This is a genomic window from Spirulina sp. LEGE 11439 (genome assembly GCF_059821285.1).
Genome location: NZ_JCAMRX010000037.1, coordinates 23,786 through 48,867, shown reverse-complemented (window position 1 = coordinate 48,867; position 25,082 = coordinate 23,786). Strand labels below are relative to the sequence as shown.

General features: G+C 45.4%; 19 protein-coding genes. 4 read left to right on the top strand and 15 right to left on the bottom strand.

Annotated elements, in window-relative coordinates; translation table 11 throughout:
• Nucleotides 1-30: 30 nt before the first annotated feature.
• The 7 genes from AC6RV6_RS20985 to purC all read right to left on the bottom strand — a co-directional run bounded on the left by AC6RV6_RS20985 (nt 31) and on the right by purC (nt 7,864).
• Nucleotides 31-1,152 (bottom strand): acyltransferase family protein, encoded by a 1,122-nt coding sequence (locus AC6RV6_RS20985; protein WP_500242827.1) that lies wholly within the window; start codon nt 1,150-1,152, stop codon nt 31-33.
• 24 nt (nt 1,153-1,176) lie between these two features.
• The gene (gene lpxB, locus AC6RV6_RS20980) at nt 1,177-2,376 is read right to left on the bottom strand and encodes a lipid-A-disaccharide synthase (protein WP_500242826.1); all 1,200 of its coding nucleotides are present in this window, start codon (nt 2,374-2,376) and stop codon (nt 1,177-1,179) included.
• A gap of 30 nt (nt 2,377-2,406) precedes the next feature.
• Nucleotides 2,407-3,246: an acyl-ACP--UDP-N-acetylglucosamine O-acyltransferase gene (gene lpxA, locus AC6RV6_RS20975; protein ID WP_500242825.1), complete on the bottom strand. Its 840-nt coding sequence runs from the start codon at nt 3,244-3,246 to the stop codon at nt 2,407-2,409.
• Nucleotides 3,247-3,253: 7 nt separating this feature from the next.
• Entirely contained in the window at nt 3,254-3,772 is a 519-nt protein-coding gene (fabZ, locus tag AC6RV6_RS20970) for a 3-hydroxyacyl-ACP dehydratase FabZ (protein WP_500242824.1), read from the bottom strand.
• A 73-nt stretch (nt 3,773-3,845) separates the two neighbouring features.
• Complete coding sequence (gene lpxC / locus AC6RV6_RS20965; RefSeq protein ID WP_500242840.1) at nt 3,846-4,670, bottom strand: UDP-3-O-acyl-N-acetylglucosamine deacetylase; 825 nt, start codon at nt 4,668-4,670, stop codon at nt 3,846-3,848.
• A 38-nt stretch (nt 4,671-4,708) separates the two neighbouring features.
• Nucleotides 4,709-7,051, bottom strand: coding sequence for a BamA/TamA family outer membrane protein (locus AC6RV6_RS20960; protein WP_500242839.1), 2,343 nt, complete (start codon nt 7,049-7,051; stop codon nt 4,709-4,711).
• 75 nt (nt 7,052-7,126) lie between these two features.
• Complete coding sequence (gene purC / locus AC6RV6_RS20955) at nt 7,127-7,864, bottom strand: phosphoribosylaminoimidazolesuccinocarboxamide synthase (protein ID WP_500242823.1); 738 nt, start codon at nt 7,862-7,864, stop codon at nt 7,127-7,129.
• 281 nt (nt 7,865-8,145) lie between these two features.
• Here purC and AC6RV6_RS20950 point away from each other — a divergent pair, with 281 nt between their 5' ends.
• From AC6RV6_RS20950 to larE, 3 genes are all read left to right on the top strand, one after another.
• A complete protein-coding gene (locus AC6RV6_RS20950; protein WP_500242822.1) occupies nt 8,146-8,919 on the top strand; it encodes an ABC transporter permease in 774 nt (257 codons plus the stop codon).
• Between the two features lie 166 nt (nt 8,920-9,085).
• Nucleotides 9,086-11,182: an ATP-binding protein gene (locus AC6RV6_RS20945; RefSeq protein WP_500242821.1), complete on the top strand. Its 2,097-nt coding sequence runs from the start codon at nt 9,086-9,088 to the stop codon at nt 11,180-11,182.
• Between the two features lie 49 nt (nt 11,183-11,231).
• Complete coding sequence (gene larE / locus AC6RV6_RS20940) at nt 11,232-12,050, top strand: ATP-dependent sacrificial sulfur transferase LarE (RefSeq protein ID WP_500242820.1); 819 nt, start codon at nt 11,232-11,234, stop codon at nt 12,048-12,050.
• A 57-nt stretch (nt 12,051-12,107) separates the two neighbouring features.
• On the opposite strand, the gene AC6RV6_RS20935 is transcribed toward larE, so the two are convergent.
• Complete coding sequence (locus AC6RV6_RS20935; protein ID WP_500242819.1) at nt 12,108-12,476, bottom strand: hypothetical protein; 369 nt, start codon at nt 12,474-12,476, stop codon at nt 12,108-12,110.
• Nucleotides 12,477-12,494: 18 nt separating this feature from the next.
• Nucleotides 12,495-13,016 carry a hypothetical protein gene (locus AC6RV6_RS20930; RefSeq protein WP_500242818.1) on the bottom strand — a complete coding sequence of 174 codons (522 nt, stop codon included), beginning with the start codon at nt 13,014-13,016 and terminating at the stop codon, nt 12,495-12,497.
• Nucleotides 13,017-13,254: 238 nt separating this feature from the next.
• Between AC6RV6_RS20930 and AC6RV6_RS20925 the strand changes: the two genes are divergently transcribed.
• Complete coding sequence (locus AC6RV6_RS20925) at nt 13,255-14,166, top strand: thermonuclease family protein (protein ID WP_500242817.1); 912 nt, start codon at nt 13,255-13,257, stop codon at nt 14,164-14,166.
• 22 nt (nt 14,167-14,188) lie between these two features.
• Here the strand turns inward: AC6RV6_RS20925 and AC6RV6_RS20920 are convergent, their stop codons facing one another.
• From AC6RV6_RS20920 to AC6RV6_RS20895, 6 genes are all read right to left on the bottom strand, one after another.
• Nucleotides 14,189-14,785: a phycobiliprotein lyase gene (locus AC6RV6_RS20920; protein WP_500242816.1), complete on the bottom strand. Its 597-nt coding sequence runs from the start codon at nt 14,783-14,785 to the stop codon at nt 14,189-14,191.
• A 52-nt stretch (nt 14,786-14,837) separates the two neighbouring features.
• The gene (locus tag AC6RV6_RS20915) at nt 14,838-15,392 is read right to left on the bottom strand and encodes a phycobiliprotein lyase (protein WP_500242815.1); all 555 of its coding nucleotides are present in this window, start codon (nt 15,390-15,392) and stop codon (nt 14,838-14,840) included.
• A gap of 83 nt (nt 15,393-15,475) precedes the next feature.
• Nucleotides 15,476-18,727, bottom strand: coding sequence for an efflux RND transporter permease subunit (locus tag AC6RV6_RS20910; protein WP_500242814.1), 3,252 nt, complete (start codon nt 18,725-18,727; stop codon nt 15,476-15,478).
• Entirely contained in the window at nt 18,724-20,373 is a 1,650-nt protein-coding gene (locus AC6RV6_RS20905) for an efflux RND transporter periplasmic adaptor subunit (RefSeq protein WP_500242813.1), read from the bottom strand. Before AC6RV6_RS20905 ends, AC6RV6_RS20910 begins: the two co-directional genes overlap by 4 nt.
• Nucleotides 20,374-20,429: 56 nt before the next feature.
• Nucleotides 20,430-21,641: an RRXRR domain-containing protein gene (locus AC6RV6_RS20900; RefSeq protein ID WP_500242812.1), complete on the bottom strand. Its 1,212-nt coding sequence runs from the start codon at nt 21,639-21,641 to the stop codon at nt 20,430-20,432.
• 340 nt (nt 21,642-21,981) lie between these two features.
• A complete protein-coding gene (locus AC6RV6_RS20895; protein ID WP_500242811.1) occupies nt 21,982-25,017 on the bottom strand; it encodes a sensor domain-containing protein in 3,036 nt (1,011 codons plus the stop codon).
• Between the last annotated feature and the right edge of the window lie 65 nt (nt 25,018-25,082).

The following is a 25,082-nucleotide window of genomic DNA, read 5'->3' as shown; positions in this document are numbered from 1 at the left end:
TGTTCCACGGGACGATCTCCAAATAACAAACTAAATTTTAATAAACCAGCGTTTTCGGTACATAAAATAGAGAATAATCCACCAAAAGAGAACGCTGGCGATCGCAAATAATAAAGATCCATTTAAAGAGCCTGCCCAAGGTTCAAAGAATGTTTGATATAACCAAGTATAGGTACTCGGGGCATCGTCTCCATTCCCGATTTTGGTTCGATAAAGAATGCGGACGACAAAACCCGAAATAACAAAGACAAAAATTGCATTGAGTCCCATGACTTGAAAGGGAAATCCCCAGCGTTTAATCTTGCGAACTTCGATGAGTTCATAACAAAATGCTAATAAAAATAATGACCATCCTGCACTATACAAAACATAAGAACTCGTCCAAAGTTGCTTATTAATGGGAAAAAATGTTCCCCATAACGATCCCAATAATAAGGTGGAAATGCCAAAAGCAACTAAACTCAAACTCGTCTTTGATTTTTGTGGTTGAGAACGCAACCAGTCTCCCGTAAAATAACCAAATAAGACAGTAATAATAGCCGGAAGAGTACTAAATAAACCTTCTGGATCGAAAGCACGTTGTTTGTATAAATGTTGCGTTCCTAAGACGAAACGATCCAAATAAGCGGCAAAATTCCCATCGGGCGTTAATTCTCCTGCACCAATTCCGGGAACGGGGATAAAAGTCATCATTAACCAATAACCGATTAAAATTAAAGCGGATAATCCCCATAGCCATTTCCGGGATAAATGTAATACTGCCATCGCTGCACCAAAATAAGCAATAGCAATTCGCTGCAAAACTCCCATAATTCGCAGTTCGGGTAAATCATAATTAGGAAATCCATTTAATAGTAAGCCCAGTAAAAATAATAATCCGCAACGCCGACCAATGCGCCAATACACTTTAGCTGTAATTTGTTCGGAATTGTTTGTTTCTGTATCGAGATATTTTCGTAATGAAAACGCCATTGCCGTCCCGGCAATAAATAAAAAGGCTGGAAATACGAGATCTGTGGGAGTAAAACCATTCCACTCTGCATGGAGTAATGGGGAATAAACATGACTCCAACTACCGGGATTATTGACGAGAATCATGCTGGCGATCGCAATTCCTCGGAAAACATCAAGAGAGACTAAGCGTTTTGACATTAGTGATTAGTGATTAATTATTAATTATTTCCCTTCCTTGGCCAGAGAGGGCAAAGGCGAATTATGATGAGTCATGTGGTTAAAAATTTCTGTAGCGGCGCGATCGCAAACGCCTAAATCTCCCATACTGGCTCGCATTCTTTGATAGCCCGCGAGAATAGAATTGCATCTTTGCCGATCTGTCAACAAGTCCATCGCTTCTTGGAAAATGTTTTCCGATGTTACCTTTTCCTGAAAGAACTCTGGGACAATATCTTCCATATTCATTAAATTAACGGGAGACACAAAAGGAACGGAAAAATTAAATATCTTCCGCGCAATCCAAACATTCAAAGGATGGAGGCGATAAACCACCACTTGGGGAACATTTAATAAGGCAATTTCTAGATTAACCGTTCCTGATTTAGTAATTGCCAGATCTGCAGCCGCCAGAATTTCTAATGTTTGACCGTCTAATAAAGTTGCGTGTAATTGATATTCTTGAATTTTTTGCTCGATCGCATCGCGATATCGTGGTAAAGACAAAGGAATCCAAAAATGAACATCGGGGATTCGATCTTGCAATTTGCGAGCCGCCGCCAAAATCGGCGGGAGGAGATATTGAATTTCTTGTCGGCGAGAGGCAGGAACGAGAGCGATCGCGGTTTGTTCGGGTTTGATTCCCAAACGCAGCCTTGCCGCTTCTCGCGTTGGTGCCGTTTGAATGCGATCGATGAGAGGATGACCCACCCAATGGGACGGAACTCCACGCTGTTCGTAAAATTTCTTCTCGGCGGGAAAAATGGCCAAGACGCGATCGGTAATGCGAACTAGCGTTTCGACTTTACTGGCAAGGGGATACCATATCCACGCTTGCGGCGCAATAAAAAAAATAATCGGCACCTCGGGAAAATGTTCTCGCAAATAAGAACCCAACGCTAAATTTGGGTCTTGATAATCGATGAGAACCACCAGATCTGGAGGATGACCGCGTAAATATTGCTTCGCCTGGCGCTGAATTTTGATCGTGTCCCAAATAAAAGGTAGAGATTCAAATATTCCGAATGAACCGATCGGCGCGGTATTCGCAATCAAACTTGCTCCTGCCGCTTCCATGCGATCGCCTCCCAAAGCAACGATCTCTACTTCTTCCCCGCGATCGCGTCCCTGACGTTTGAGGGCTTTAATTAATAAAGAACCCTGTAAATCTCCCGAAACTTCACCCGTGCTGATGAAAATACGCATTACAATCGATACTTGGTAATTGATAACAGTTCAACGTTTTGCTTTTTGACTGCCTGGGATGGGTCCGCGGCGATCGGAGGAGAGAGAGGCGTGGAGAAACTTCTGCAAATGGGTTAAATAGGAATTATCTTCGAGTCGATCTAATTCTTCAAGAGCTTGGGTAAAAGACCGATCCGAACGATAGAGCATCCGAAACGCCTTTTTTAATAGGTTTAGCTCATCTCCTCTCAGGCCGCCTCGTTTTAAACCAATTAAATTTAGCGATCGCACCCGTCCGGGATTGCCTTCAATTAACATATAGGGAGGAACGTCGCGATCGATGCGACTCATCCCTCCTAACATCGCCATTGTCCCCACCCGCACGAATTGATGGATACCCAACACGCCCCCGATAACAACTTTTGATTCAATCTCCACATGGCCGGCCAAGGCAACATTATTGGCAATGACCACCTTGTCGCCAATTTTGCAATTGTGAGCGACATGAGAATAGGCCATGATTAAATTATTGCTACCAATCGTCGTCGCTTCTCCTTCTGCCGTCGCGCGGTTGATGGTAACGTATTCCCGAATGCGGTTGCCATCCCCAATTTTTACCCAACTGGATCCTCCCTTATACTTTAAGTCTTGGGGTTCGAGTCCGATCGCCGCCCCCGGAAAAATGTGATTGTCTACGCCAATTTCCGTCGGACCTTCGAGGACGACATGAGCGCCAATACGAGTTCCCGCACCAATTTTCACATTTTCACCAATGACGGCATAGGGATCGACCCGAACCGTGGGATGCAGTTCGGCATGGGGATGAATGACAGCACTCGGATGAATTAAGGTTTTCAAGAGAGTTACTCCGGCAAATTCAGCTTGCATCATTCAGGAATTAGTCTACCAAGGAAAACATCATTTCGCCTTCTGTGACCAATTGACCGTCCACTTCCGTACGACCGTGCATTTTGCCAAAACGACCCCCTCGGACGCGGAGGAGTTCCACCGTCATCACCAAGCGATCGCCGGGGATGACCGGACGGCGAAAGCGCACTTTATCAATGCCGGCAAAAACGAATAAACCATTACTGGCATCCATTTTTTTGAGAATAATTCCCCCCACTTGGGCCATGGCCTCAACGATCAGCACCCCAGGCATGATGGGGCGACCGGGAAAATGACCTTGAAAGAACGGTTCATTAATACTGACGTTTTTAATGCCGACAGCTTTTTTTTCCGGAACGAATTCGATGATGCGATCGACTAGAGCGAAAGGATAGCGATGAGGCAGGAGGTCTTGAATATCTTCGATTCCCATACCGAGCGATTCGGTCTGTCGCTCCGAGTCGCAATTTTGATTCTGCGTTTCCGGTACGGTGCTTTTTTTAGGGGTTGTTTCAGTTGCGATTGTCATTATTCTTGCTCTTATTTCTTGAACTCCTAACGCCAACGGGATGGGGACAAATTTACAGGACGCGGATAGTGCGTCAGCATTGCGCGATCGCCCTAGCGAGTCGGACGTGCAGGTGATGGCTGGCTTTGTAAGCGAGAAAATGTCCTCGCGGCCATTTTCCCAATAGGCTTAAATCGCCTACTAAGTCTAAAAGTTTATGCCGTACTGGTTCATTTGCAAATCGCAAAGGCGGATTCAACCACTTTTCGCGATCGCAAACCAAAGCATTATCAAGGCTTCCCCCTTTTATCAATCCGGCTTGACGCAACTGCTCGATTTGGTCGGCAAAACCAAACGTTCGTGCAGGAGCGATCGCATTGGCAAACTCTTCGACTTCGGGATTCCAACTGTACCATTGATTGCCAATGGGAGCATAAGCAAAATCGATGCCATAGGTAAAGCGAGTTTTCTCGGCAGGCATCACCGTGACAAAAGCATCACCCTCTGCCACGGAAATCGGTTCGCGGATAGCGAGAATATTGGGGGTGGACTGAGTGGGGAATTCTTGGTAGCCCGAATGAGCGATCGCCTCCAGCCACTCTCGCGCCGAACCATCCAACAAAGGGACTTCTCCCGCATCAATTTCAATGCAAGCATTATCGATGCCGCTTGCCGCCAAAGCCGCCAGCAAATGTTCTACCGTGCGAACTTTACCAACCTCTCCGGCCAACTCTGTTGATAGAGTCGTTTGTTCTACTGCTGTCAAACAAGCGGGAATCTGCGGTTGACCGGGCAGATCCGTCCGCACGAAATAACGCCCCGAACCCACATCGGCAGGTTTTACCCGCACCGTTGTCATTTGACCGGAATGCAGCCCAACCCCCGATCGCTCAAAAGAATTTTCTAACGTTCTTTCCATCCCCAATTGTTCATCGATCATTGTTCATTGCTCATTGATTAGAACCGTTCGCCAATGCCAAAATGCAAGCGACTATCTCCATCATCATTAAAGCCGTAATCAACCCGAATCGGTCCGAGAGGAGATTGAATGCGAACCCCAACCCCGTAACCAAAGCCACTGCCCGGTTTGCCTCGTATAACAGCAGGATTTCCAGGCACGTCATTTCCCGTACCTAAATCCGTCCCGTAATCCACGAACAAGGCCCCCCCTACAAACGATAAAATCGGGAAGCGATACTCGGCAGTCGCTTGAAAATAGGAACGACCGCTCCCTAAATCGCCTTCAGCAAACCCACGCACGGAATTTGCCCCCCCAATACTAAACGCTTCATAAGGCGGTAGATCGCCAATAACCGTTCCGGCTTGCAAATTAAACGCAAGGGTTTGGGGAGCATTGGGATCTTCAGTAAAGTTAATAAAATCTACGGGAAAGTAATGACTGTAACTGGCTCGCACGCGATTGAACAAAATGGTTCCCGCCCCGACAGGAATCGTTTGATCCATCCCCAAACGTAAGAGAGAGCCTTCTGTTGGTTGCAGGGTACTATTGCGTAAATCTCGCACCGCACCAAATTGCAAGAGCGCTAAAATATCGTGTCCTCCCGGAGAAAATGAGAGCAGATTGCCGGAACTATCAAACTGAGAGAGATCGCCATCAGCATCTTGAATGGAAACCCCTTGATACTGGAATCCTGCCGAGAGAATCCACTCGGGCTTAGTGAAGGGATCTGGAGAAAGAGGGCGGCTGAAGGTGATTCCTCCTCCCGTGCGGACCACTCGTGGGCGATCGCCATTGGGCAGGCGAATTTCCGTCCCGCCCCCATCAAAAATCAAGGAAATCGATTGTCGCCGAAACGCATTCAGGGTATAGGACAAGCGATTAGCATCCGTCGCGATCCAAGGATCGGTAAAGCTAAGGTCGAAGAGAATTTCTCGTTCTCCGACTTGTAACTCGGCGGTTAATTGTTGGTTATTGCCCCCCACATTGCGCTGTTGATAACTCAAGGTGCCAAAGAATCCGGTAGAGGAACTAATCCCCGCCCCTGCCGCGATCGATCCCGTATTGCCTTCCTCTACATCGACATTCACCACCACTTGGGAAGGATTGCTCCCGGGAGAAAACGATAAACGCGCATCTTTAAACAATCCCAAACCAAACACGCGTTGCAAGTCGGCTTGGGCGGTTTCTCGTTTAAACACTGTCCCCGGGGCAAGCTGCATTTCTCGCGTTACGATAAATGGGCGGGTCAACCCATCTACTTCTTGCTGTTCTTCATCAAAAAAGCGCACGCGAATCTCTTCAATTACCCCTTCTGCCACGACAAGGGTGACAACACCATCATCGCTCACATTGGGACTGTCTACGACCTGAGCGAGATCGTAACCGTTTTGTTGATACCACTCGTTTAACTCGATAATCCCTTCTTGTAAATTGCGGAGATTGAGGGTCTCGCCGTATCCCGCTTCAAAAATTTCATCGATCGCTTCTTGAGAGATCGCGGGTTCGCCAATTCCTTGTGGCAAATTCCGCACCGCTACGCGACTTAAAACCGGATTGACTTCCACCCGAAAGGTAATTCGCACCCCTAACGGCGTATCTTCTGGCACTTGGGTGACATTGGCAAAGAAACCCGTCGCAAAGATGGCATTCACATCTTCTTGCAATTGTCCTCGGGTGGTCGTTCGTCCGGGTTGGGTACTGATGGTATCGTAAACGAGTTCTTCGAGGTCTGGAGTCAATCTTCTGCCTTCCACCGCAACTTCTGAAACCAAAACTTGCGGTTCTGCATCCGTAGGCGGGGCGGTGGGAATATCTGTGTCTAAAGGAGAATCTGGCAAATTTTGCCCCAATTCTTCTTCTAAGCCGGGATCGGACTGGGCGAGGGGTAGCGCAATCTCGGGGAATGAGGGAGTTTCTAAGGCGGAATCCGCTTCTTGAATACCCGCTAACTCCGTCAATTCCTCAATTTGCGGGGTGATTCTTCCGGCTGAGGGGGTTTCCAAAATTTCTAAGCGCTGAATTTCCCAAGTTGGCTCTATCTCTGGAAACAGTTCTTCTTGAATCTCCAAGTTGGCTAAGGGAATTTCACTGCCCGGAATCCGAGGCCAGTCTTCCGATAAGCGTGCTTCTGGGGGTCGCTCGAGGGTGACAATCGATTTTTCTTTGGTTTTGTGGGGGGGCAAACTCGTCGCTTGCTCGAGGGGATCGGCGATCTGAGGATCTTCGGTTTGGGAAGTCCTCTCTTCGGCAATTATCTCGGCGATCGCGAGGGCGGAATCTGCCGCACTTAAAGTTGTTGAAGCCGTCAGGACGACGATGGGAACGAGGGATAGGCGCATTTTTTTAGTTCGGTTCAGCACTTCCACACACCAATTTAATGAGGTTTTCAAGGGTTTCGAGCGGTTACTCGGTTATCAGTTCCCGATTCCAGACGCTTTGAGGACTCTTTCGCACAAAGCCCGATAAGTTGATTCAACTTGTCCGAGATCGTGACGAAAGCGGTCTTTGTCCATGACTCGTCGTTGGGGATCGCTTTCGGTCGCATCCCACAAGCGACAAGTATCGGGACTGATTTCATCGGCAAGAAGAATTTGGTCTTGATGGTCTAAACCAAACTCGACTTTGAAATCAACTAATGTAATTCCGCAATCTTCAAAAAACGTTGTCAGATATTGATTAATTTGTAAAGCGCGATTGTGCATTTCTTCGATTTGCACCCGAGAAGCAAGTTCCATTAACGAGAGACGATCGCGAGTGAGTAAGGGGTCGCCCAAATCATCATTTTTATAGTAGAACTCCACCAGAGGAGTTGGGAGCTGCATCCCGAGGGGCAGACCGGTTTGCTTGCACAAACTTCCCGCCGCAATATTTCTCACCACGACTTCGAGGGGAAAAATTTTCACGGCTCGAACTCGCATCCGATCCGGTGCGGTTTGCTCGAGATAATGGGTGGGAATGCCTTTTTCTTCGAGGTATTGAAACAGTACGGACGATACGGTACAGTTGACCTCTCCTTTGCCTTGAATATTTCCTCGTTTTTGGGCATTGAAAGCCGTCGCATCATCTTTAAAGTACGCAAGCAAACTTTCTGCATCCTCTGTGGCATATAAGATTTTTGCTTTACCTTCGTATAATTTTGGGGATTGAGACATGAACAATGGGAGACGGATAATTGGTAATGGAGGTATAGGCGATCGGCTGTGCGATCGTCGCATCGTTATAAATAACGAATTTTAAGATGCAGTCAACTTAACTAATTTACTCGAAATTGCGAGACTCCGCTCATTAGATGCGGGAGAAACTCGGGTCAGAGGTGCATAATCTCGCAGCAATAGCAACGTATTTTGATAGGATATAAAACGTTAACAGTTTGTTAACGGTCGGAATCTCTTACCGCCCGCTCCAAAACGAACAACAACTCACAACAAATTCAATGAATGCGGGTAGAATTTTAGCGATCGCTGCCAATGGATTTCGCGAAACTCTGCGCGATCGGGTTCTCTATTTCCTCGGTATTGTTGCCCTATTTCTGGTTGTCGCCAAGCGATGGCTGCCAGAAGTTGCTGCCGGTACCGAAACCAAAATGTTTATCGATTTGGGATTGGCGACGATCGCCGGATTGAGTGCGATCGCGGCAATTTTTATCGGCACCGGTTTGATGAACAAGGAAATCGAAAAGCGCACGGTGTTGATGATTTTATCAAAACCTGTCAGTCGGGCGGAAACGATCGCGGGCAAACATTTGGGTTTGTGGGGTGTTGTCGGCGCGATCGCGATCGGTATGAGTATTGTGTATCGTCTTGTTTTAGGGGTTGATGGCAGTGATTTCCCCTTGGGAAACTTTTTCCTCGTCCTCGCATTTTTAGTTTTAGAAATTGGAGTTTTGGCGGCTGCCGCTCTGATGTTTGGTACGTTTACCAATTCTTTGGTTGCTGTTATACTATCTTTAGGTATCTATTTGATGGGGCATTCCAGTCAAGATTTGGTCGTATTGGGAAAGCTCAGTCAAAATCCTCAAATTGAGGCGATTGCGAAAAATCTCTACCTTGTTTTGCCCGATCTGTCAAGATTAAATTTAAGAAATGAAGCCGTTTATGGCTTATTGCCTTCACCATCAGAACTTTTTCAGAATGCGCTTTATGCTTTTGTTTATATCATTCTTTTTTTGGCGATCGCAATTCTGATTTTTTCTCGCCGTCAGTTTTAGTTAATCGTGTTTGAGTTGGTCGTGTTTGAGTTAATCGTGTTTGAGTTAATCGTATTTGAGTTAATCGTACCGACTAACCAGCTAATTTCAGTTTGAACTTTATTTTTAGGTTCGATTTGGGGGAAATTAATTACAATAGCGCATACTGGGGCGAAAAAGACAAAAGATGGCAATAACATCCATCCTACATCTACTGATCGTTGCGACAGATCGTTCTGACACGATTCCGCTAACTCGAGTTTTAGAAGCGAATTCTTTGTTTTTCAGTTACGATCTTGCTATTGGAGAACAAGAATATCTCGACTGCTTCCAAGCCAAACAATATCAGGGAATTCTTTGGCTCGATCCCGATCGGGATTTTTCTCAAAATCCTTTAGAGAAACTTTTTCGCTTTCTTTCCTTTTGCAAACAATTTCAAGATTCAGTTCCTTTAGTAGCCCTCTCAAAATCTCACCGAGAGGAATTGATTGATACTTATTTGAGTTTGGGATTTACCGGATATGCAAGATGGGAAAAATTCACCGATTGTCTCGAGAAATTGAAGCAAGAATATTTTGATTTTCACCATCGTAATAGCGATCGCTCCGAACATTTAGTCACTTATACTTCTCATAGTTGTATCAATAAAAATATTAATATCTTGCATGAAATTCTGAATGTAAGCTGTTGTTGTATTATGCTTCGCGATCGCGATCGAAAATCTATTGTTCGCTATATCTCTCAGCCAACATTGCAGCGTGGCTCTTCTGTACCTTCTTGTTGTTTCTTCGAGGAATTTTCTGCCTGCAACGATCGGCATCTGACTACGCTTTCTCATCATGAGAATGCACCCAAAATAATTCACTCGGTTTCTAATTCAGCATTAATTCCTGCAACTTTAGAAATTCCTTTGCACTATCACAATCTCAATTTTGGAGTCTTGATTTTACAGGATTGTGAGAGCAGTCGTCAATGGAACGAACGAGAAATTAATATTGCCAATACTATCGCCCGAAATTGCGCGATCGCTTTATATCAAGAACAGATCGAACAGCAATTACAACAACAAAAAGAACGAGAAAAATTTCTCGATCGCATTGATAGCTTATTTGATAGCGACGAAGAAATTGATACTATTTTACAAACAGTTCTCGAAAAAATTGGTATTTTCTTTAATGTCGAACGCGTACTGGGTTTAACAGTTGATAAGACAGATGTTTGGGTCAAATATGAATGGCGCGATCGCGAAGAAATTTCTTCTTTATTGGGTCTTAAATTGGCCGCTTCTGCTTGGCAAAAGGAACTAACTCAAACCGAAAAACTAGGAGAACGACATTATTTTCTCGCTGTTAATTATCCAGAATATTGTCAAGATCAAAGCCATAGCGTTCAAAATTTCAAGAAAGAAAACCCTCGCTCTCTATTAAGCGTTCCCAGTATATTTCGTGGAAAAATCTATGGAGGACTGAGCATACAAACGATTAGCCAAGAGCGGACATTTAGCCAAATAGAAATCAAAACATTAGGCGATATCGCTCGTAGAATTGCCATTGCACTCAGCCAAGTACAACAGCAGCAAATTGCTGCGAAACTGGAACGAGAAAATCGTCAAAAAAGCGAGCATTTTTCTATGATGAGCCACGATCTGCGAACTCCTTTAACTGGAATTCTGGGTTTTGCGAGAATGTTGCTCGATCGCATTTATGGCGATCTCAACCCCAAGCAAACGGAATATATTAGCGCGATCGCTTCTTCTTCAGAACATCTCCTCGAGCTAATTAACGATCTCTTAGACCTAGCCAGAATTGAAGCTAATCGAGAAGAATTATACTTAGAAAAACTATCAATTGAAGAAGTTTGTCTTGCTTCGGTATCGATGGTCAAACACCTTGCTCATTCTCAATCTTTAGGGTTAAACTTAGAAATTGCTCCCGATCTAACAACTTGTATGGCTGACCAACGCCGTCTCAAGCAAATCTTAGTTAATTTGCTCTCAAATGCGATTAAATTTACAGAGTCCGGTTCGGTAACGCTACAAGTGTGTCAAACTCAAAATCGTTTAGAATTTTCAGTTTTTGACACGGGAATTGGGATTGCAGAAGAAGATATTGAGAAACTCTTTAAGCCTTTTTCTCAAATCAAAAATCGCCTTCAACGCAGGTATAAAGGAACGGGTTTGGGTTTGGCTTTATCGAAAAAACTCGCTCGACTTCATGGTGGCGATTTAAATGTAAGTTCGCAACTAGAAATGGGGAGTTGTTTTACATTTTATCTACCCCTTTGACAGTTATCAGTTATCAGTAAACAGTTATCAGGGCAAAACTTGGAGGTATATGATGATCGCGGAAAAATTGCAAAAACTGAAAACTTTATTTCAAGACATCGATTGCGCTTTAATTGCTTATTCTGGAGGTATTGATAGCACCTTAGTCGCAAAAATTGCTTATGATGTTTTGGGCGATCGTGCTTTAGCAATGACGGCAATTTCTCCTTCTCTGCTACCAGAAGATTTGGAAGATGCCAAAATTCAAGCCGCCGCAATTGGAATCAATCACGAACTTATAGAAACTCAGGAAATGGAGAATTCTAATTATACTTCTAATCCTGTCAATCGCTGTTATTTTTGTAAAAGTGAACTCCACGATACACTCAAACCCATTGCTCGCGATCGAGGCTATCCTTATGTTATTGATGGGGTGAATGCCGACGATCTCCAAGATTATCGTCCCGGAATTCAAGCCGCAAAAGAACGAGGTGCGCGATCGCCTTTAGCCGAGATAGGAATGAGTAAACTAGAAGTGCGAGAACTCAGCAAGATGTTAGATTTACCGTGGTGGGATAAACCTTCGCAACCCTGTTTGAGTTCTCGTTTTCCTTATGGGGAAGAAATTACCAGCGAAAAATTGCAGCGTGTCGGACGATCGGAAGTTTATCTGCGAAAATTAGGCTGGAAAAATCTGCGGGTGCGATCGGATGGGGATACAGCGAGAATTGAACTCCTCCCAGACCAAATTAAGGAATTTGTTGCGAGTACCGATCTTGAGAATTTAGTGACGACTTTTCAAGCGTTAGGTTTTTTCTATGTCACTCTCGATCTTGAAGGATATCAAAGTGGCAAACTCAATCGTGTATTAAAGCAAAATCCTGTCTAATCTGCGATCGATTTTAACGCGATCTCAAAGATTTTAAAACTTCTTTTTTGTCTCAGATTAATCGGCCACAAATCTTAATGAGCGATCGCAAGATAGTGCTTTTTGACATAAATTCAGTAAGTCAGCAAAAAATATCTCAATTGTCTGAATATCTGTTTCTGCAGCTTTGATTTCTGAGACCTCAATATTGCTTAAGAGTGGCTGCAAATTCTGAATATCTTTTAAGAGAAGATTTACCTCTATTGAAGATAAGAAATTATCTCCTTTTTGACCGTAGTAGTATTGCCAGAGTTTGGCTAAAATTTGAGATTTATATTGTTCTGTAATACACTTAAATGTAGCCGTCCAAATTGATTCTGGTAGTCCGCAATATCCTTCTTGTTTGAGAAGATTTCCTTGTGCGTCGCAAATATAAATATCTCGCATAGTTCTATGTTTTTTGATTTATTGTCCGGGGAACTGAGTCACAATAATATTGCCACTTGGATCGTAAATTACACTTCCCGTCTGGGTCAAATTACAACCATTATTTCGATTTGTTCCCACGTTACTGCTTAAGGTTGCAACTGCCTTAATCCGTCCGTTACGCTGGGTTGTTTGACGACAATTGCTAGAATTTTTAATGGCACGACAAAAATTTCGCATATTGGTTTCACTACCACAGTAATCAGCAACAAAAATGCTCTTATTGTCAGTTGCACAACTGGCGGTACAGTGGCGATCGCGAATATGCCGAAAAGCTAAGTTAGAGCAGTCAATGTTGGAACAACCCGCAGCAGCATATAAGTCTGGAGAAGAGACTGCAACAGGATTGTAGGCCAGAGAAGGGTTTTCGAGATGATTGAGAGAGAAAGAATGAGAAGGAGTAGAATCATAGTCTGGAGAGGAATTGATTCTGAGACCAATAGCGATCGCGATCGCCATTGTTGCGAAAATCAACTTGAAGAATAAGGAATTCTTTTTCATAACCTCTTTCTGGGTTGAATTTTAATGTCTAGGGGAAATTCTCAATATCTTCGCAATTTTCATTCCAGAGATGTTGACGATAAAATGCAAGATAGCCTTCAATTGGACAAAAACATATTCATATTGTATTCTTTTACAATACTTGTGTCAAAAATAAGTCTTGATTTTGCGATCGCAATCGAAAGCGATCGCGCATAATTTTGATTTTTCAGGCAATCCGAAAAAAAGGGAGGTTCGGATGATTCGGGGAACGGCAATTGAAGTTACGGTCAATCGAGTTGTTGATGGAGATACAGTGCGCGTTTTTCTTCCCGGTATCGAGAAAGATGAATCTCTTCGCCTTCTCGCGATCGATACGGAAGAATCAAATATAGGCAGTAATAAAGCGATTACACCTTGGGGAGATCGCGCTAAAGAACGAGCAGAAGAATTTTTTCAACCCAATGATACTGTAACCCTTGAATTTCCGGGAAATGAAGAGATTGAAACTTGCTTAAAACGATATCGCGGGAATTTTGGACGCTTGTTGGTTTTCCTTCACAAAGAAGGGGTTGATTTTCAAGAAACAATGATCGCAGAAGGATATAGTCCCTATTTTGTTAAATACGGTCATGCAATTTTTCCCGATAAGCATCAGCGATATATTCAAGCAGAACGCAAGGCACAACGAAGGAATATTGGCATATGGAATCAAATTGCCGTTAATCAAGCAGAAATACAAAATTATGCAGCATTGGGGACGTGGTGGCAATTGCGAGCAAAAATTATTGACGAATATCGTCGGATTAAACCTTTGCACAAAAATTTATTTAATTCTCGCTTGGATTTTCCAATTTTAATGGAGAATGCAAAACAGCAAAAGCAAGTGACAATTTTTACGGAATTGCGATCGATCCGACGCATTTCCCAACACAGTGGCTTAATAAAAATTGGCTCAGTTCAACAGCCATTTAGTTTATTTTTGCCCAATCTCGATTCTGAAACCGGACAGACAATTGTTGCTTTACTGAACTCGCGTTATATTAGCCAAGAAAGCGCTTATCTGCGTCGGAGTTATGCTTATGTTACGGGAGAATTAAGATTATTTAAAAATGCCCCGCAAATTTCGCTGGTTTCCCCCGAGCAAATTACCGATGAAATGCCGATTTAAGAATGCCGATTTAAGTAGGAAACTACCAGCCTGTAATTGCGGCGATCGCTTCTTCTCCCTCTCCAGATTTTTCCCCTTCAGAGGATTCTCTCCTGCGAAATTCCGTGCAGAATGTGGCGGTATTAAAACCCCCAAATCGCTTCACCGTACTTGTCCGCAAGCGTAAATCTGGAGAGACAAACCAAAACCGTTCGGTGACATTCATGGTGTCATAATCGGTGATTAAATTTAAGCCATCTTCTTCATCCATCTCATAATGACCCGCAACGGGAACGATTTCCGCATAGCCTCTTTCCCGTAACAACCGTCCTTGGCGAGGATTTTCGGGATCGGGAATGAGAGCAAAAACCGTATCTCCTTTATGATCTTCTCCTTCTTTATCCCATGCCATTGCTCCATCCCAGCAGACAAAAGCCCCACCGATCGCCAAACTCGGATCGATCTCGTGCATTTGACAAATTTCGGCAATTTTAGGATGTTCTCGAGAGAGAAATTCTACCTTAATATCAGAACCGCCGCTTTCAGCACGACGAAAGGGTAAATGATGGGTCGTGCGTTGAGAGAGCCATTGACCGGCACTCTGCTGAAAGAATTCTCCCGCATCTTTAATCCCTTTCATGTTGCGATCTCCTAAAATCTGCTCGTTGCTCGTTATTGATTCCTCATTGATTTTACCGCTCTTTTTGTTCTACGCCAAAACCAACAAGGATCATTTTTTCCAAGAGTTGGCCTTCAGGAGGACGTTGATAATTATAAATACGACGAATTCGCAGGTTAGGATTGATGAGGGTAATAGAATCAATGGAAATAACGCGAGTGTAACGAGTTGTCATTAATAATTCGCGAGTATTGCTGTCAAAACAAAAATGAGAGACGATGGGACGCGATTCCTCATAGGCTTTATCTCTGAGATAGTCTCCTTCGAGGAGCGAACTATGTTCGATTTTAGGCACGAAAAGCAAATTCAGTTGTTGAGAAACTTCTTCCCCTTTTTCTGAAATGGTATGAAAAGCCAGAGAAAATCCGGGTAACTGTTCGATTTGAGCCGGGGGAATATATTGATTGTCAGCAACGACTTTTAATTTTACGGCAGAAGCGAGGGGATGTATTTTAAATTCTGTATGCGATCGCTCGATTTCTTGATGGGTCAGATAATGATAAGTTCGTTCTGTCGTCCACTTTCCGACACAATGCTCGAAAAATTCGTGAAATTTTGTTAAGTCCATTTTCAAGATATTCTCCTCATTTTTCCGATCTATTTTAAGCCTATATTTGCCACTCTCCCTCCTCAAAAATTTGCCAATTGCCATTAATGAACAATTTCTTTTTTGGGACCAGTGAGTAACAAATACAAACAAGGAATAATCAACAAAGCATTTAAGGTAGCCGCTACCAAGCCAAAGCCGATCGCACCTGCCAAAGGAAACCAAACGGGATCGCTCAAAGCTAAAGGAACAACCCCAACAATGGTGGTAATACTGGTGGTTAAAATTGGCCGCAACCGTGCTGCTGCCCCTTCTGCTGCCGCTTTACGAATGGGAACGCCGCGATCGCGATATTTATTCATCATTTCTACCATGACGATCGCATCATTCACCACAATTCCCGTTAAGGAAATCATCCCGATCAGTGCCGGGAAAGAAACAGGAGTTTGAGTGAAGAAAAAGCCCAAAAATGTCCCGATCGCCGCCAAAGGAATCGACATCATAATAATTAAAGGTTGCAAGAAAGAGCCAAACTGAATCACCAACACGGAAAAAATGAGAAATACTGCAACAATTGCCATTTGTCCCGCCGATCCGAAGGTTTCCGCTTGAGTTTCGGCTTCTCCTGCTAACTTGTAGTTGTACCCTGACGGCCAATTTTCCTTCTGGCGATCGAGTTCGGGTTGCAAGTCCGTCCAAATCTCTCCCAAAGTTCGTCCTTCCGTTTTGGCCAGTACCGTTACCGTGCGCTGTCCTTCCTGATGGGTAATAGAAATCGGTGCTTCTCCTCTTTGAGTTTCGATTACCTGCGGACCAATAATCGTTTCCCCGTCAGATTTCACAAAGCGCATTCTAAAAATTTCGCTCCAATTCGTCGGACCGCCGATCGCTCCTTCTCGAGATGGCCATTTGGTACTTAAATAGATCTTTAAATCTTCTTCTCCTCCTCCAATCGGAAAATCCCCAATTTCATTATCGGTCATTAAGTAACGACCTTGATCCGCCAATTCGTTCGAGGAAAAGCCATAAAAATCTAAGGCTTCCCGACGAGGAATTGCCTTCACTTCCGGATTTTTGGGACCGAGATCGTCTCTCACATCCGTTGCACCCGGAATCTGTCGCAATGCTAATTGTGTTTCGCGGGACAGTTGGCGCAATACGTCCATATCTGAACCGCTAATCTGTAATTGGATCGGATCGCCGCCTTCGCCAACCCCTTGATAGTTAACCGTTAGCGTCGTCCCCGGATAGTTGCGAACAATGGGGAGCAATTCTTCTTTCAATTCTCGAGCGTAGTCAAAGGAAAATTTTTCCCGTTCTTCTTCGGGAACGAACATTGCGGAGAAGCCTACGTAATAATCGGCTTCATTGGGTCTAATACCGCTTTCTGCGACTAAATTACTTTGCAAGCCAACTTGTTTAATGACACTCTCAAAATAAGGTTTGCTGCGGAGAAGTTCCCCTAAGTCGTCGGCTGCAGCTTGAGAACTGTCGAGAGTGGTGGTAGGAGACAAACGCAAGTTAACACTCAATCTGCGGCCGTCTGCTTTGGGAAAAAGTTCTCCCGGTACCGTCCCGATGAGAATGGTCGAGAAAATAAAGAGAGCCAAGGCCCCGAAAACCCAAAAACTGGCAGCAGTTTTCGACGCAACCGTGACATTAAGCGTCCAACTGGCATATTTTGCCGATGCGACTTCGGTTATTTGGTCAATAAAGGTCTTTTTATATTCTCCTGTCACGCGACCCAATAAGTAATAAGACAAGGGAATATCAATAATTAACGCGAGAAAATAACTGGTGAGCAAACAGACGATCGCGGTTAAGGGAATGAAGCGAATAAACTGTCCCATCGTGCCGCTAATGGCTAAGAGAGGGACGAGGGCGAGAATGGTAGTTAATTGCCCGGCAAAGGCAGGTACAGAATAGGTTCGCACGGTTTTTAAAGCCGCTTTCGACCAAGATAAGCCCTCCACGTAAATCCCATCGTGCATCCCTTCCATCATTAAAATAAAGACATCCACCAATAACCCCAAAGAGAGAATCATCCCGGTTTGTACTAGATTATTGAGGGTATAGCCAAACGCAAAGAGAATCGCCAACGCCCCTAAAAAGGTGAGGGGAATAGACAACCCGGCGATGAGCGCTTCTCGCCAAGTCAAGGCAAAAAAGAGGATGACGAAGACTCCCACCAAGCCTTGAATCACATTACTGGTAACACTGTTTAAATCTTCGGTTATTTCATCTGCTTGGGTGACAATCACCTGATAGTCCATGCCACTCGGCCAAATATCGGGGTTGTTTTTTGCTTCATCAAGAGTAGCGAGGGCGCGATCGATAATTTGGATAGCATCGGAACCGGGAACTTTAATTAATTCGAGGGTAATGAGAGGTTGAAACGGTTCTCCTTCACTACTCAAATAAGCGCGGGTTTTCTCTCTCTCCAAATCTCGCCGCACTTCTGCGACTTCCTCGAGGGTGACGACGCGCCCGTCATTGGTAGCATAACCGGGATCGCCAATGCGAGCCACGGGCAAGACTAACAGGTCTTCCAGCTTGCGAAAGCGCCCGTAAAAGCCCACCCGAGCGCCAATTTCATCGCTTTCGATGCTATCCCAAGGCATGTCGAGGTTACCTTGCTGGATCGCGTTGGCGACTTGGGTGGGAGCAATTCCCATTTGCAGCATCCGATCGGGTCGGAGTTGTACGACGATCGCTTCTTTGCGCTGGCCGATCAAATTGACTTCTCGCACCCCCGATACTTTTTCGAGGAGGTCTTGAATGTCTTCAGAAACGCGACTGAGGACGGTTTGATTGACCCCGTAGAGGCCGAGGGTCAAAATGGGGGTATCTTGGGAGGAAATTTCGGTGATTTTGGGAGGATCGGCGCGATCGGGTAAGTCGGCTTCAGCTTTATTGACGGCGGCGCGAACCCGGGCGATGGAATCGCTGACATCGGCTTCAACCCGAAACTTCACCTGAATTTTGGAGATGCCGCTAAAAGAGGCGCTACTGAGTTCGTCCAGACCGCGCAGGGATTTGAGTTCTTTTTCCAGTTTGTCGGTAATTTGATTTTCGATGGTTTCCGGGTCGGCACCCACCCAAACCGTGGTGATATCTGCGATCGCCTGTTTGATTTCGGGATCTCCTTCTTTGACCATGCCTCCAATGGCAATGAATCCCCCCATACAAAGGAGAATCGCCAGTAAGAGAGCAAAAATTTGTTTGAGGAAAAAGAACTCCTCAAATACCGAGGCTTTTTTCACTTCATGGGACTTGTCATGAACCTGCTCTGGTTCTTCATGCTCTCTCTCCTCTGAGGAGGGAGAAATCGGTTCTGTCTCAAATTCCTCATTCATTCTGTCAGTCCTCTCTCTCTTTTGACCACATCAATGGGTGCGCCATTGACCAAATTTTCTTTTCCGTCCGTCACAACCCATTCCCCGGGCTTGAGATTGTTAGGGATTTCTTGGAGGGTCAGTCCGACAATACCGCGTTTTACTTCCCTCTGTTCTGCAATTTCCGTGCCATCTTCTCGCTTTTTGACCACAAAGAGATAGGGAATGCGATCGCGATAAAGCAGCGTATTCCAAGGGACGACCACGGCATTGTTTTTATCTTCTACCGCAATCCAAGCCCCTACTCGTTCGTTATTGACAACATTGGTATTGCCGCGATCGATGCGAACGATCACGCTCATGGAACGAACCCCGGGGGAAACCGAAGGACTCACAGAAAAGACGCGCCCGGAGGCCTTAGCTTGCCGCATCAAGTCTTCATTGGTCATGGTTTTGTTGTTGCTGCGCTCGGAATCTCCCATAATGTAGGCACGCTGTCCCGGTCTGACTTGCTCTCCTTGGAAGACAGGTAACTCAATCTCCACTTCAAAGCTGCGGGGGTCGATAATCACCATCGGAATGCGTTCGATGATGGTCTCGTAACTCGAACTCGCTTGCACGACATCAGGAGTCCAGTAGTCTCCCTCGCGAATGTTCAAATGGGCGATCGCGCCATCAAAAGGCGCAACAATGGCAGTATCTTCGCGATCGACTTGTACTTTCTGCAATTCGGCATTGGCGCGATCGACTCCAAAAACCGCCGATCGCACCCCTACGGCATTGGATTCAATTTGTTGTTCTGCCGATCGCACCTGCGCTTTGGCCGCTTCGACTTGTTTTTCGGCGGATTGAACTTGACTTTTAGTACCATCGATCGCTTCAATGGCATTTTTAAAATTGGTTTCATAGCTGTCTAATTCGCTCTTAGTGACGACCCCTTCTTCGTGTAACTCTTTACGACGCAGGTATTCTCTCTCGGCAAACACGCGATCGTTTTCCTTCATACGCAAATTGGCTTTGGTTTCGACTAAGGCCGCTCGAGCTTGTTCTAATCCCGCGTCGGCCTCAGCTTTCGCATCGATCGCCTGTTGCAAACTGGCTTGAGCCTGAGCGACTTGGGTTTGCGATTCGATCAACCCCGCTCGACTTACTCGTAAATCTGCATTGGAAGAGCGGCGATCGACTAAGGCCAAAAGCTCTCCTTTTCTGACAAAATCCCCTTCCCTTAAATCCCGACCATTGATTTTTTTGACGTAAGTAATCGTACCGCGAGAGTTAAAGGTGAGATGCTTAAAACGCACGGCGCGGCTCAATCCTTCACCAAAAACCCAAGCCTGAATGGGGGATTGCGTGGCTTGCACGGCTCTAACGGGTAGAGCGGCTTCGGCTCGAGGCGATGGAGGTGCTTCGGCTTCTTGGGGAACAGGGTCTTGTAAGCGAGACAGGGCCCAAAGTCCAATCCCGCCAACGATTAAGGCAACCCCTAAAATAAAGAACCATAAAGTATTATTCTTTCTAGAAAGATAACGAAAATCGTTTTTGTTTTTGTTAATTATTTTTTTAGGAATTATTTTTTTGTCTGCTAATGGAGGAGTTGAGGCGATCGCGTTTTGGGAATCTCTAGGATTATTGGTCTCATTAGCGCGATCGGGCTTTTCAGTTTTCATCAGAAAATATGCGAGTGGATACCCCAATTCTCTATAGGTTGGGGAGGAAACGAGCATCAACAAATATTTGTTGCTCCAGCGAATTTCGTTCCCTGTTGACAAATTAAACCTGTGGAGCGGTGGAGCAACTCCACTTTGGATGCAGTGAACTGACCGAGCCGCTTCGAGTTGATATCTGACACCGAAACAGCTTTTGCCGTATCCCCCGAACACCAACCGATGTAGACTCGTCCGGCTTGGGTAGCTCGGACTAAATCTCCCTTGCGAAAGCGGTCAGACCCCGCGTCGGTGCCTGACGCAAGGGAATGCTGACCAAGACATCCATGCCGGGTCACAGTACCACCGTATTTGCGCCGTTTTCCCCCTTTGGCGGGGACGCACAAATGCAATTGGCGACGGGAAATGAGAGGACGGCGAATAATACTAAAGGGTGCGAGAGTGATTTGGGCATTGCCGACCCATGCACCGTGCTTGGCATTGTGGCTATGCCATTCGCGCCATTGCACGAACTCGAATGCAGCCAAGGTGACTCCATCTACGGCATGAGTCGCGGGTTCCGGCTTGGATTTGTCGGTTTTGTTCTTTTCCAAACCCAACCGTTTCCGCAACTGACTCGTACCATTGCCATCTCGTTGCCAACCTTGATGAACCTTGACCGGAGCAAGTTCGGACAGCCATTCGAGCATTTTCTGTTGGCCTACCATGACTGGGGAAAAGCCTTTACCCGATCTTGCCCCTTTTCTTCCACTGGTTCGGTCAACATCTGCCATCACTTTTTCGTAATGGATGACGCTCACTGGATAGATTTGGCATAATTCTCTAATGACTCGAACTTCGAGTTGGCGATTGGCTCGGATGCTCGGCGGTAGCTTTCCTTTTCTGCGATTATTGAAACGTTTTTGACGGTGGCATCGTTGTTCAAAGGGAAGTTTTCGATTAATCCGTCTTCCTCTTCTGGCTCGGCGCATCACTCGACGCAATTCCATCCGCTCGACAATGGTTTTGAAAGGCAGAATTAAATGCCCTGTCCATAGGGTTGCTTTGGCAGATTGAACGCCAATGCCAGAATAGTGCTTGCCGGGGTCTAACCCAACGCCAATGGGTTGTGTTTCTTCTCCTGACGGTTGTTGTAGAAGTTGAACGCAGAAAGTGCCGAGGTTGTTGTAGACGACTTTGGCTTTTCCCTCTCTCAACCACCGTCGGGCGCGGCTGGCTTTGGTGGGCATTAATGGTTTGCCATCGGGTGATAATACTGGTACTCGCTGCATGGTGATAAACCTCGCAAGTGAAAGTCATTAGTCTCTTCCCGCATCTTGACTCAGATGTCCTAACTGAATAGCGGCAAGACAAATTGCCTTAGAGTGATTCCGAACTAGAGAAGCATTCGGAGGTCTATACCGAATCAAGACTCAATGCGGTATTCAACGTTTAAACTACGATTTGTCTCGCAATCCCCATCGCCTTGCGTTGGGGTTGTTGAAAGCGCTTCATTCAGGAAAAACTAAAAAATTTGGAGAATTCCGTCGGCATTATTTTACCTCAAAGGCGATCGCGATTTGAGGATTTGCAGAATGATTCAAAGAGATTAACGATAAGAACTGTAATTGTTCATTGTTTATTGTTCATTGAAATAACCCATTGAGTGGCAGTTTCGATCGCGAAGGGAGGAGAGAAAAAATAACCTTGCGCTAACTCACATTCCAAAGATTCGAGCATCTCAATCTGAAAGAGATTTTCGACTCCTTCTGCGACTAAATCCAGACCTAAGCCACGAGCGAGAGTTACAATAGTTTTCACAATCGCAAGAGAGTCAGAGTCTTTTTTTAAGTTACCAATAAAAGAGCGATCAATTTTGATCGTATCGATTGGAAATTCATGCAAGCGACTTAAGGAAGAATAACCCGTGCCAAAATCATCAATACACAAGCCGAATCCCAAGGCTTTGAGTTGTTGAAAGCGATCGCGCGGGACATCGGTTTTCAACAAGCAGCTTTCGGTAATTTCTAATTTTAATTGCGAGCGATCGATGCGAGCAGCCAAACAAATTTGCTCGAGTTTCTCAACAAAATCAACGGGTTCGAGTTGCTTAGGAGAAAGGTTGACATTTAACTGAAAATCATGGCGAGAATCTCCCATGATGTCTTGCCATTGATGCAACTGATGGCAAGCAGTTTCCAGTACAAACCACCCTAACTGTTCGATCGCGCCGTTTTCTTCGGCAAGGGCAATAAATTCTTCGGGAGAGACAAGTCCTCGTTGGGGGTGATGCCAGCGCACAAGGGCTTCAAATCCTCGCAATGCTCCTGTTGACAAGCAAATAATAGGTTGATAGTACAAACAAAATTCTTCCCGTTCGAGTCCTCGTCTCAGGTCGTTTTCAAGTTGCAATTTCTCTCGGGTTTGAATTTGCATTTGGGGATCGAAGACTTCATAACGTCCTTTACCTTGGAGTTTGGCGTGATACATGGCAATATCCGCATCTCGTAACAAGTTCTCGGGGTGAGTATAATGAGCATTTCCCATCACAATCCCAATACTGGCTCGGACGAATAGTTCCTCGGTCTCGATTTGAAAGGAGGTCTCCAGTTTGACGAGTAAGGAACAAGCAATTTCTCTGGCTTCCTCAACTCCCGCAATCCCTTGCACTAAGACGGCGAACTCATCTCCGCCAAAACGGGCGATCTTATGGCGGGAAGCCAAGTTCTCTCGCAGTCTCTTGGCGACGGCTTTGAGGAGTTCGTCGCCGATCCAATGGCCTAAACTGTCGTTGATGGCTTTAAAGCGATCGAGATCGATGAACAGAACGGCATAAGTTAACGGGATGCTGGCGTGATGATTATTGACGATAACAGCTTCGAGATGTTTGAGAAAACAAGGCCGATTGGACAATTGAGTGAGGTCGTCGTGGAGGGCGAGATAGCGCAATTGTTCTTCGGCTTGGCGGCGAGCGGTAATATCTTGTACCGTTCCTTCGTAATAGAGGAGGTCGCCATTTGAGTTGCGGACGGCACGGGTATTTTCCGAGATCCAAATCGTACTCCCATCCCGGCAATAAACTTGGGATTCAAAATTGACAATGATGTCGTTTTGTTGCAGGAGATGAATGAATTGGGCGCGACGTTGGGGATCGATATAGAGTTGATGGGCAACATCGGTAAGGGCGACAATCAGGGCATTGGGGGACTCATAGCCGTAGATTTGAGCCAAGACGGGGTTGGCATTGAGATAGTGACCGTCGGGGGAGGTTTGAAAGATACCGACGGGGCTATTCTCAAAAATGCTGCGATATTGGGCTTCAGCGCGTTCTAAATTTTGTCCCGAACGCTTGCGCTCGATCGCGATCGCAGCAAGATGGATGGCAAAGGAAATGAGTTGTTCTTCTACTTGTACTTTCTCTGAGAGAGAGATGCGAGGGAGAGGATCTTCAATCAGGAAGAGTCCTAAGATTGTCCCGTGAGGATCGATAATGGGGGTCGAGCGCCAGTTTTGTTGACTACGCTTTTCTGGTTTGGGATTTCTAATTTCTAAGATGGGTTTTCCGGTTTCATCAAGGAGAACGATCGCAGTTTGACGGCCTTTAAGTTGTTCCTCGATCGCCTGCAATAGGAGCGTTAATGTTTCCTCAATCTCTCGATCGGTGGCAATGGCTGCAATGATTTGCTGTTGACGGGCAAAAATGTCAGGGGTGAAGGTGGTGCGATCGTCAATCAACTCAGAAACAGGCTTGGAAATAGAACTGGATATGGCTAGAATTTCTGGCTGTTTTCCCACATCTCGTCCCATGTGACTTGAGGTTTCCACCTGTCGGTAATGCCCGGTTTTGTGTCGCATCTGATAGGTTATGGGGGAACTTGTCGGCTGCTTGGCGATCGCTGGATAAGATTTTTTGAGCGAGGCAATGTCTCGAGGAGGGATGATGGTTGGAGGGGAAAGTTCAACGAATTCTTCGGGGTTGTACCCCCCGATTCCTTGACAATCTACAGAAGCAGCAAGAATGTTATCTTTCGTAACGTGACGAGAAATCAAGTTCGTGGCTTGATTTGCGAGGAGTCGATTGCGTTGTTCGCTATCTCGCAAAAATTTAACGAGGTGAGCGAAGGAGTGAGATAGGTTTTGACGGATATTTTTACGGATATTTTTTCTTTTATCCGTTTCGTCAGTTGTCGGGAACATCCCTTCTACTAAAATGGCTCGTTTTGTGAAAGTCGTGTGAATAGCCGAGCAGCGACAGCGCAGGCTCAGGGAACATCCTTGCCTCTCAAATGTCCAATCGATAATTGTGTTGATAATTTTGCGTCTGAAACGATATTTCTGGTGTTGAGATTTAGACTGAAAGTCGGATTGGGAAGGAAGTTGCGAGGGGATTTTGCTGGCAAAATTGCAGTATTTCAGGGATTTGAGATGCTGAATCTCCCAGAGTTTGAGTGCGGCATCATTACCCCAGCAGATTTTATGCTGGTCTGTATCGACAATCCAGATCGGCGATCGCAAAAGATTCAACGCCTTGAGTTCCGATTGCGTCCAAAAATGTCTCCCCATATCAGTATTACTTTGCCCGTCCAAACTCATTTGCAACATTAATAGATTATCGGTTTGGGATATTCCCTGAAAAACAGTAGTAATTTTAGTTTTGCGTATCTGCACCCTCCGAACGACCTCAATGTTATGGAATTGAGAAATTCAATTGAGCGATCTTTATCAGCAAGTTA

Bases quoted from the DNA above. Each gene is read 5' to 3' on its own strand.
- AC6RV6_RS20925 (WP_500242817.1), top strand. From the start codon at position 13,255: ATGATTCGGGGAACGGCAATTGAAGTTACGGTCAATCGAGTTGTTGAT.
- AC6RV6_RS20950 (WP_500242822.1), top strand. From the start codon at position 8,146: ATGAATGCGGGTAGAATTTTAGCGATCGCTGCCAATGGATTTCGCGAA.
- AC6RV6_RS20920 (WP_500242816.1), bottom strand. From the start codon at position 14,785: ATGAAAGGGATTAAAGATGCGGGAGAATTCTTTCAGCAGAGTGCCGGT.
- AC6RV6_RS20935 (WP_500242819.1), bottom strand. From the start codon at position 12,476: ATGCGAGATATTTATATTTGCGACGCACAAGGAAATCTTCTCAAACAA.
- AC6RV6_RS20915 (WP_500242815.1), bottom strand. From the start codon at position 15,392: ATGGACTTAACAAAATTTCACGAATTTTTCGAGCATTGTGTCGGAAAG.
- AC6RV6_RS20985 (WP_500242827.1), bottom strand. From the start codon at position 1,152: ATGTCAAAACGCTTAGTCTCTCTTGATGTTTTCCGAGGAATTGCGATC.
- lpxB (WP_500242826.1), bottom strand. From the start codon at position 2,376: ATGCGTATTTTCATCAGCACGGGTGAAGTTTCGGGAGATTTACAGGGT.
- larE (WP_500242820.1), top strand. From the start codon at position 11,232: ATGATGATCGCGGAAAAATTGCAAAAACTGAAAACTTTATTTCAAGAC.
- AC6RV6_RS20900 (WP_500242812.1), bottom strand. From the start codon at position 21,641: ATGCAGCGAGTACCAGTATTATCACCCGATGGCAAACCATTAATGCCC.
- AC6RV6_RS20945 (WP_500242821.1), top strand. From the start codon at position 9,086: ATGGCAATAACATCCATCCTACATCTACTGATCGTTGCGACAGATCGT.
- AC6RV6_RS20905 (WP_500242813.1), bottom strand. From the start codon at position 20,373: ATGAAAACTGAAAAGCCCGATCGCGCTAATGAGACCAATAATCCTAGA.
- AC6RV6_RS20960 (WP_500242839.1), bottom strand. From the start codon at position 7,051: ATGCGCCTATCCCTCGTTCCCATCGTCGTCCTGACGGCTTCAACAACT.
- AC6RV6_RS20930 (WP_500242818.1), bottom strand. From the start codon at position 13,016: ATGAAAAAGAATTCCTTATTCTTCAAGTTGATTTTCGCAACAATGGCG.
- lpxC (WP_500242840.1), bottom strand. From the start codon at position 4,670: ATGGAAAGAACGTTAGAAAATTCTTTTGAGCGATCGGGGGTTGGGCTG.
- AC6RV6_RS20910 (WP_500242814.1), bottom strand. From the start codon at position 18,727: ATGAATGAGGAATTTGAGACAGAACCGATTTCTCCCTCCTCAGAGGAG.
- lpxA (WP_500242825.1), bottom strand. From the start codon at position 3,246: ATGATGCAAGCTGAATTTGCCGGAGTAACTCTCTTGAAAACCTTAATT.
- purC (WP_500242823.1), bottom strand. From the start codon at position 7,864: ATGTCTCAATCCCCAAAATTATACGAAGGTAAAGCAAAAATCTTATAT.
- fabZ (WP_500242824.1), bottom strand. From the start codon at position 3,772: ATGACAATCGCAACTGAAACAACCCCTAAAAAAAGCACCGTACCGGAA.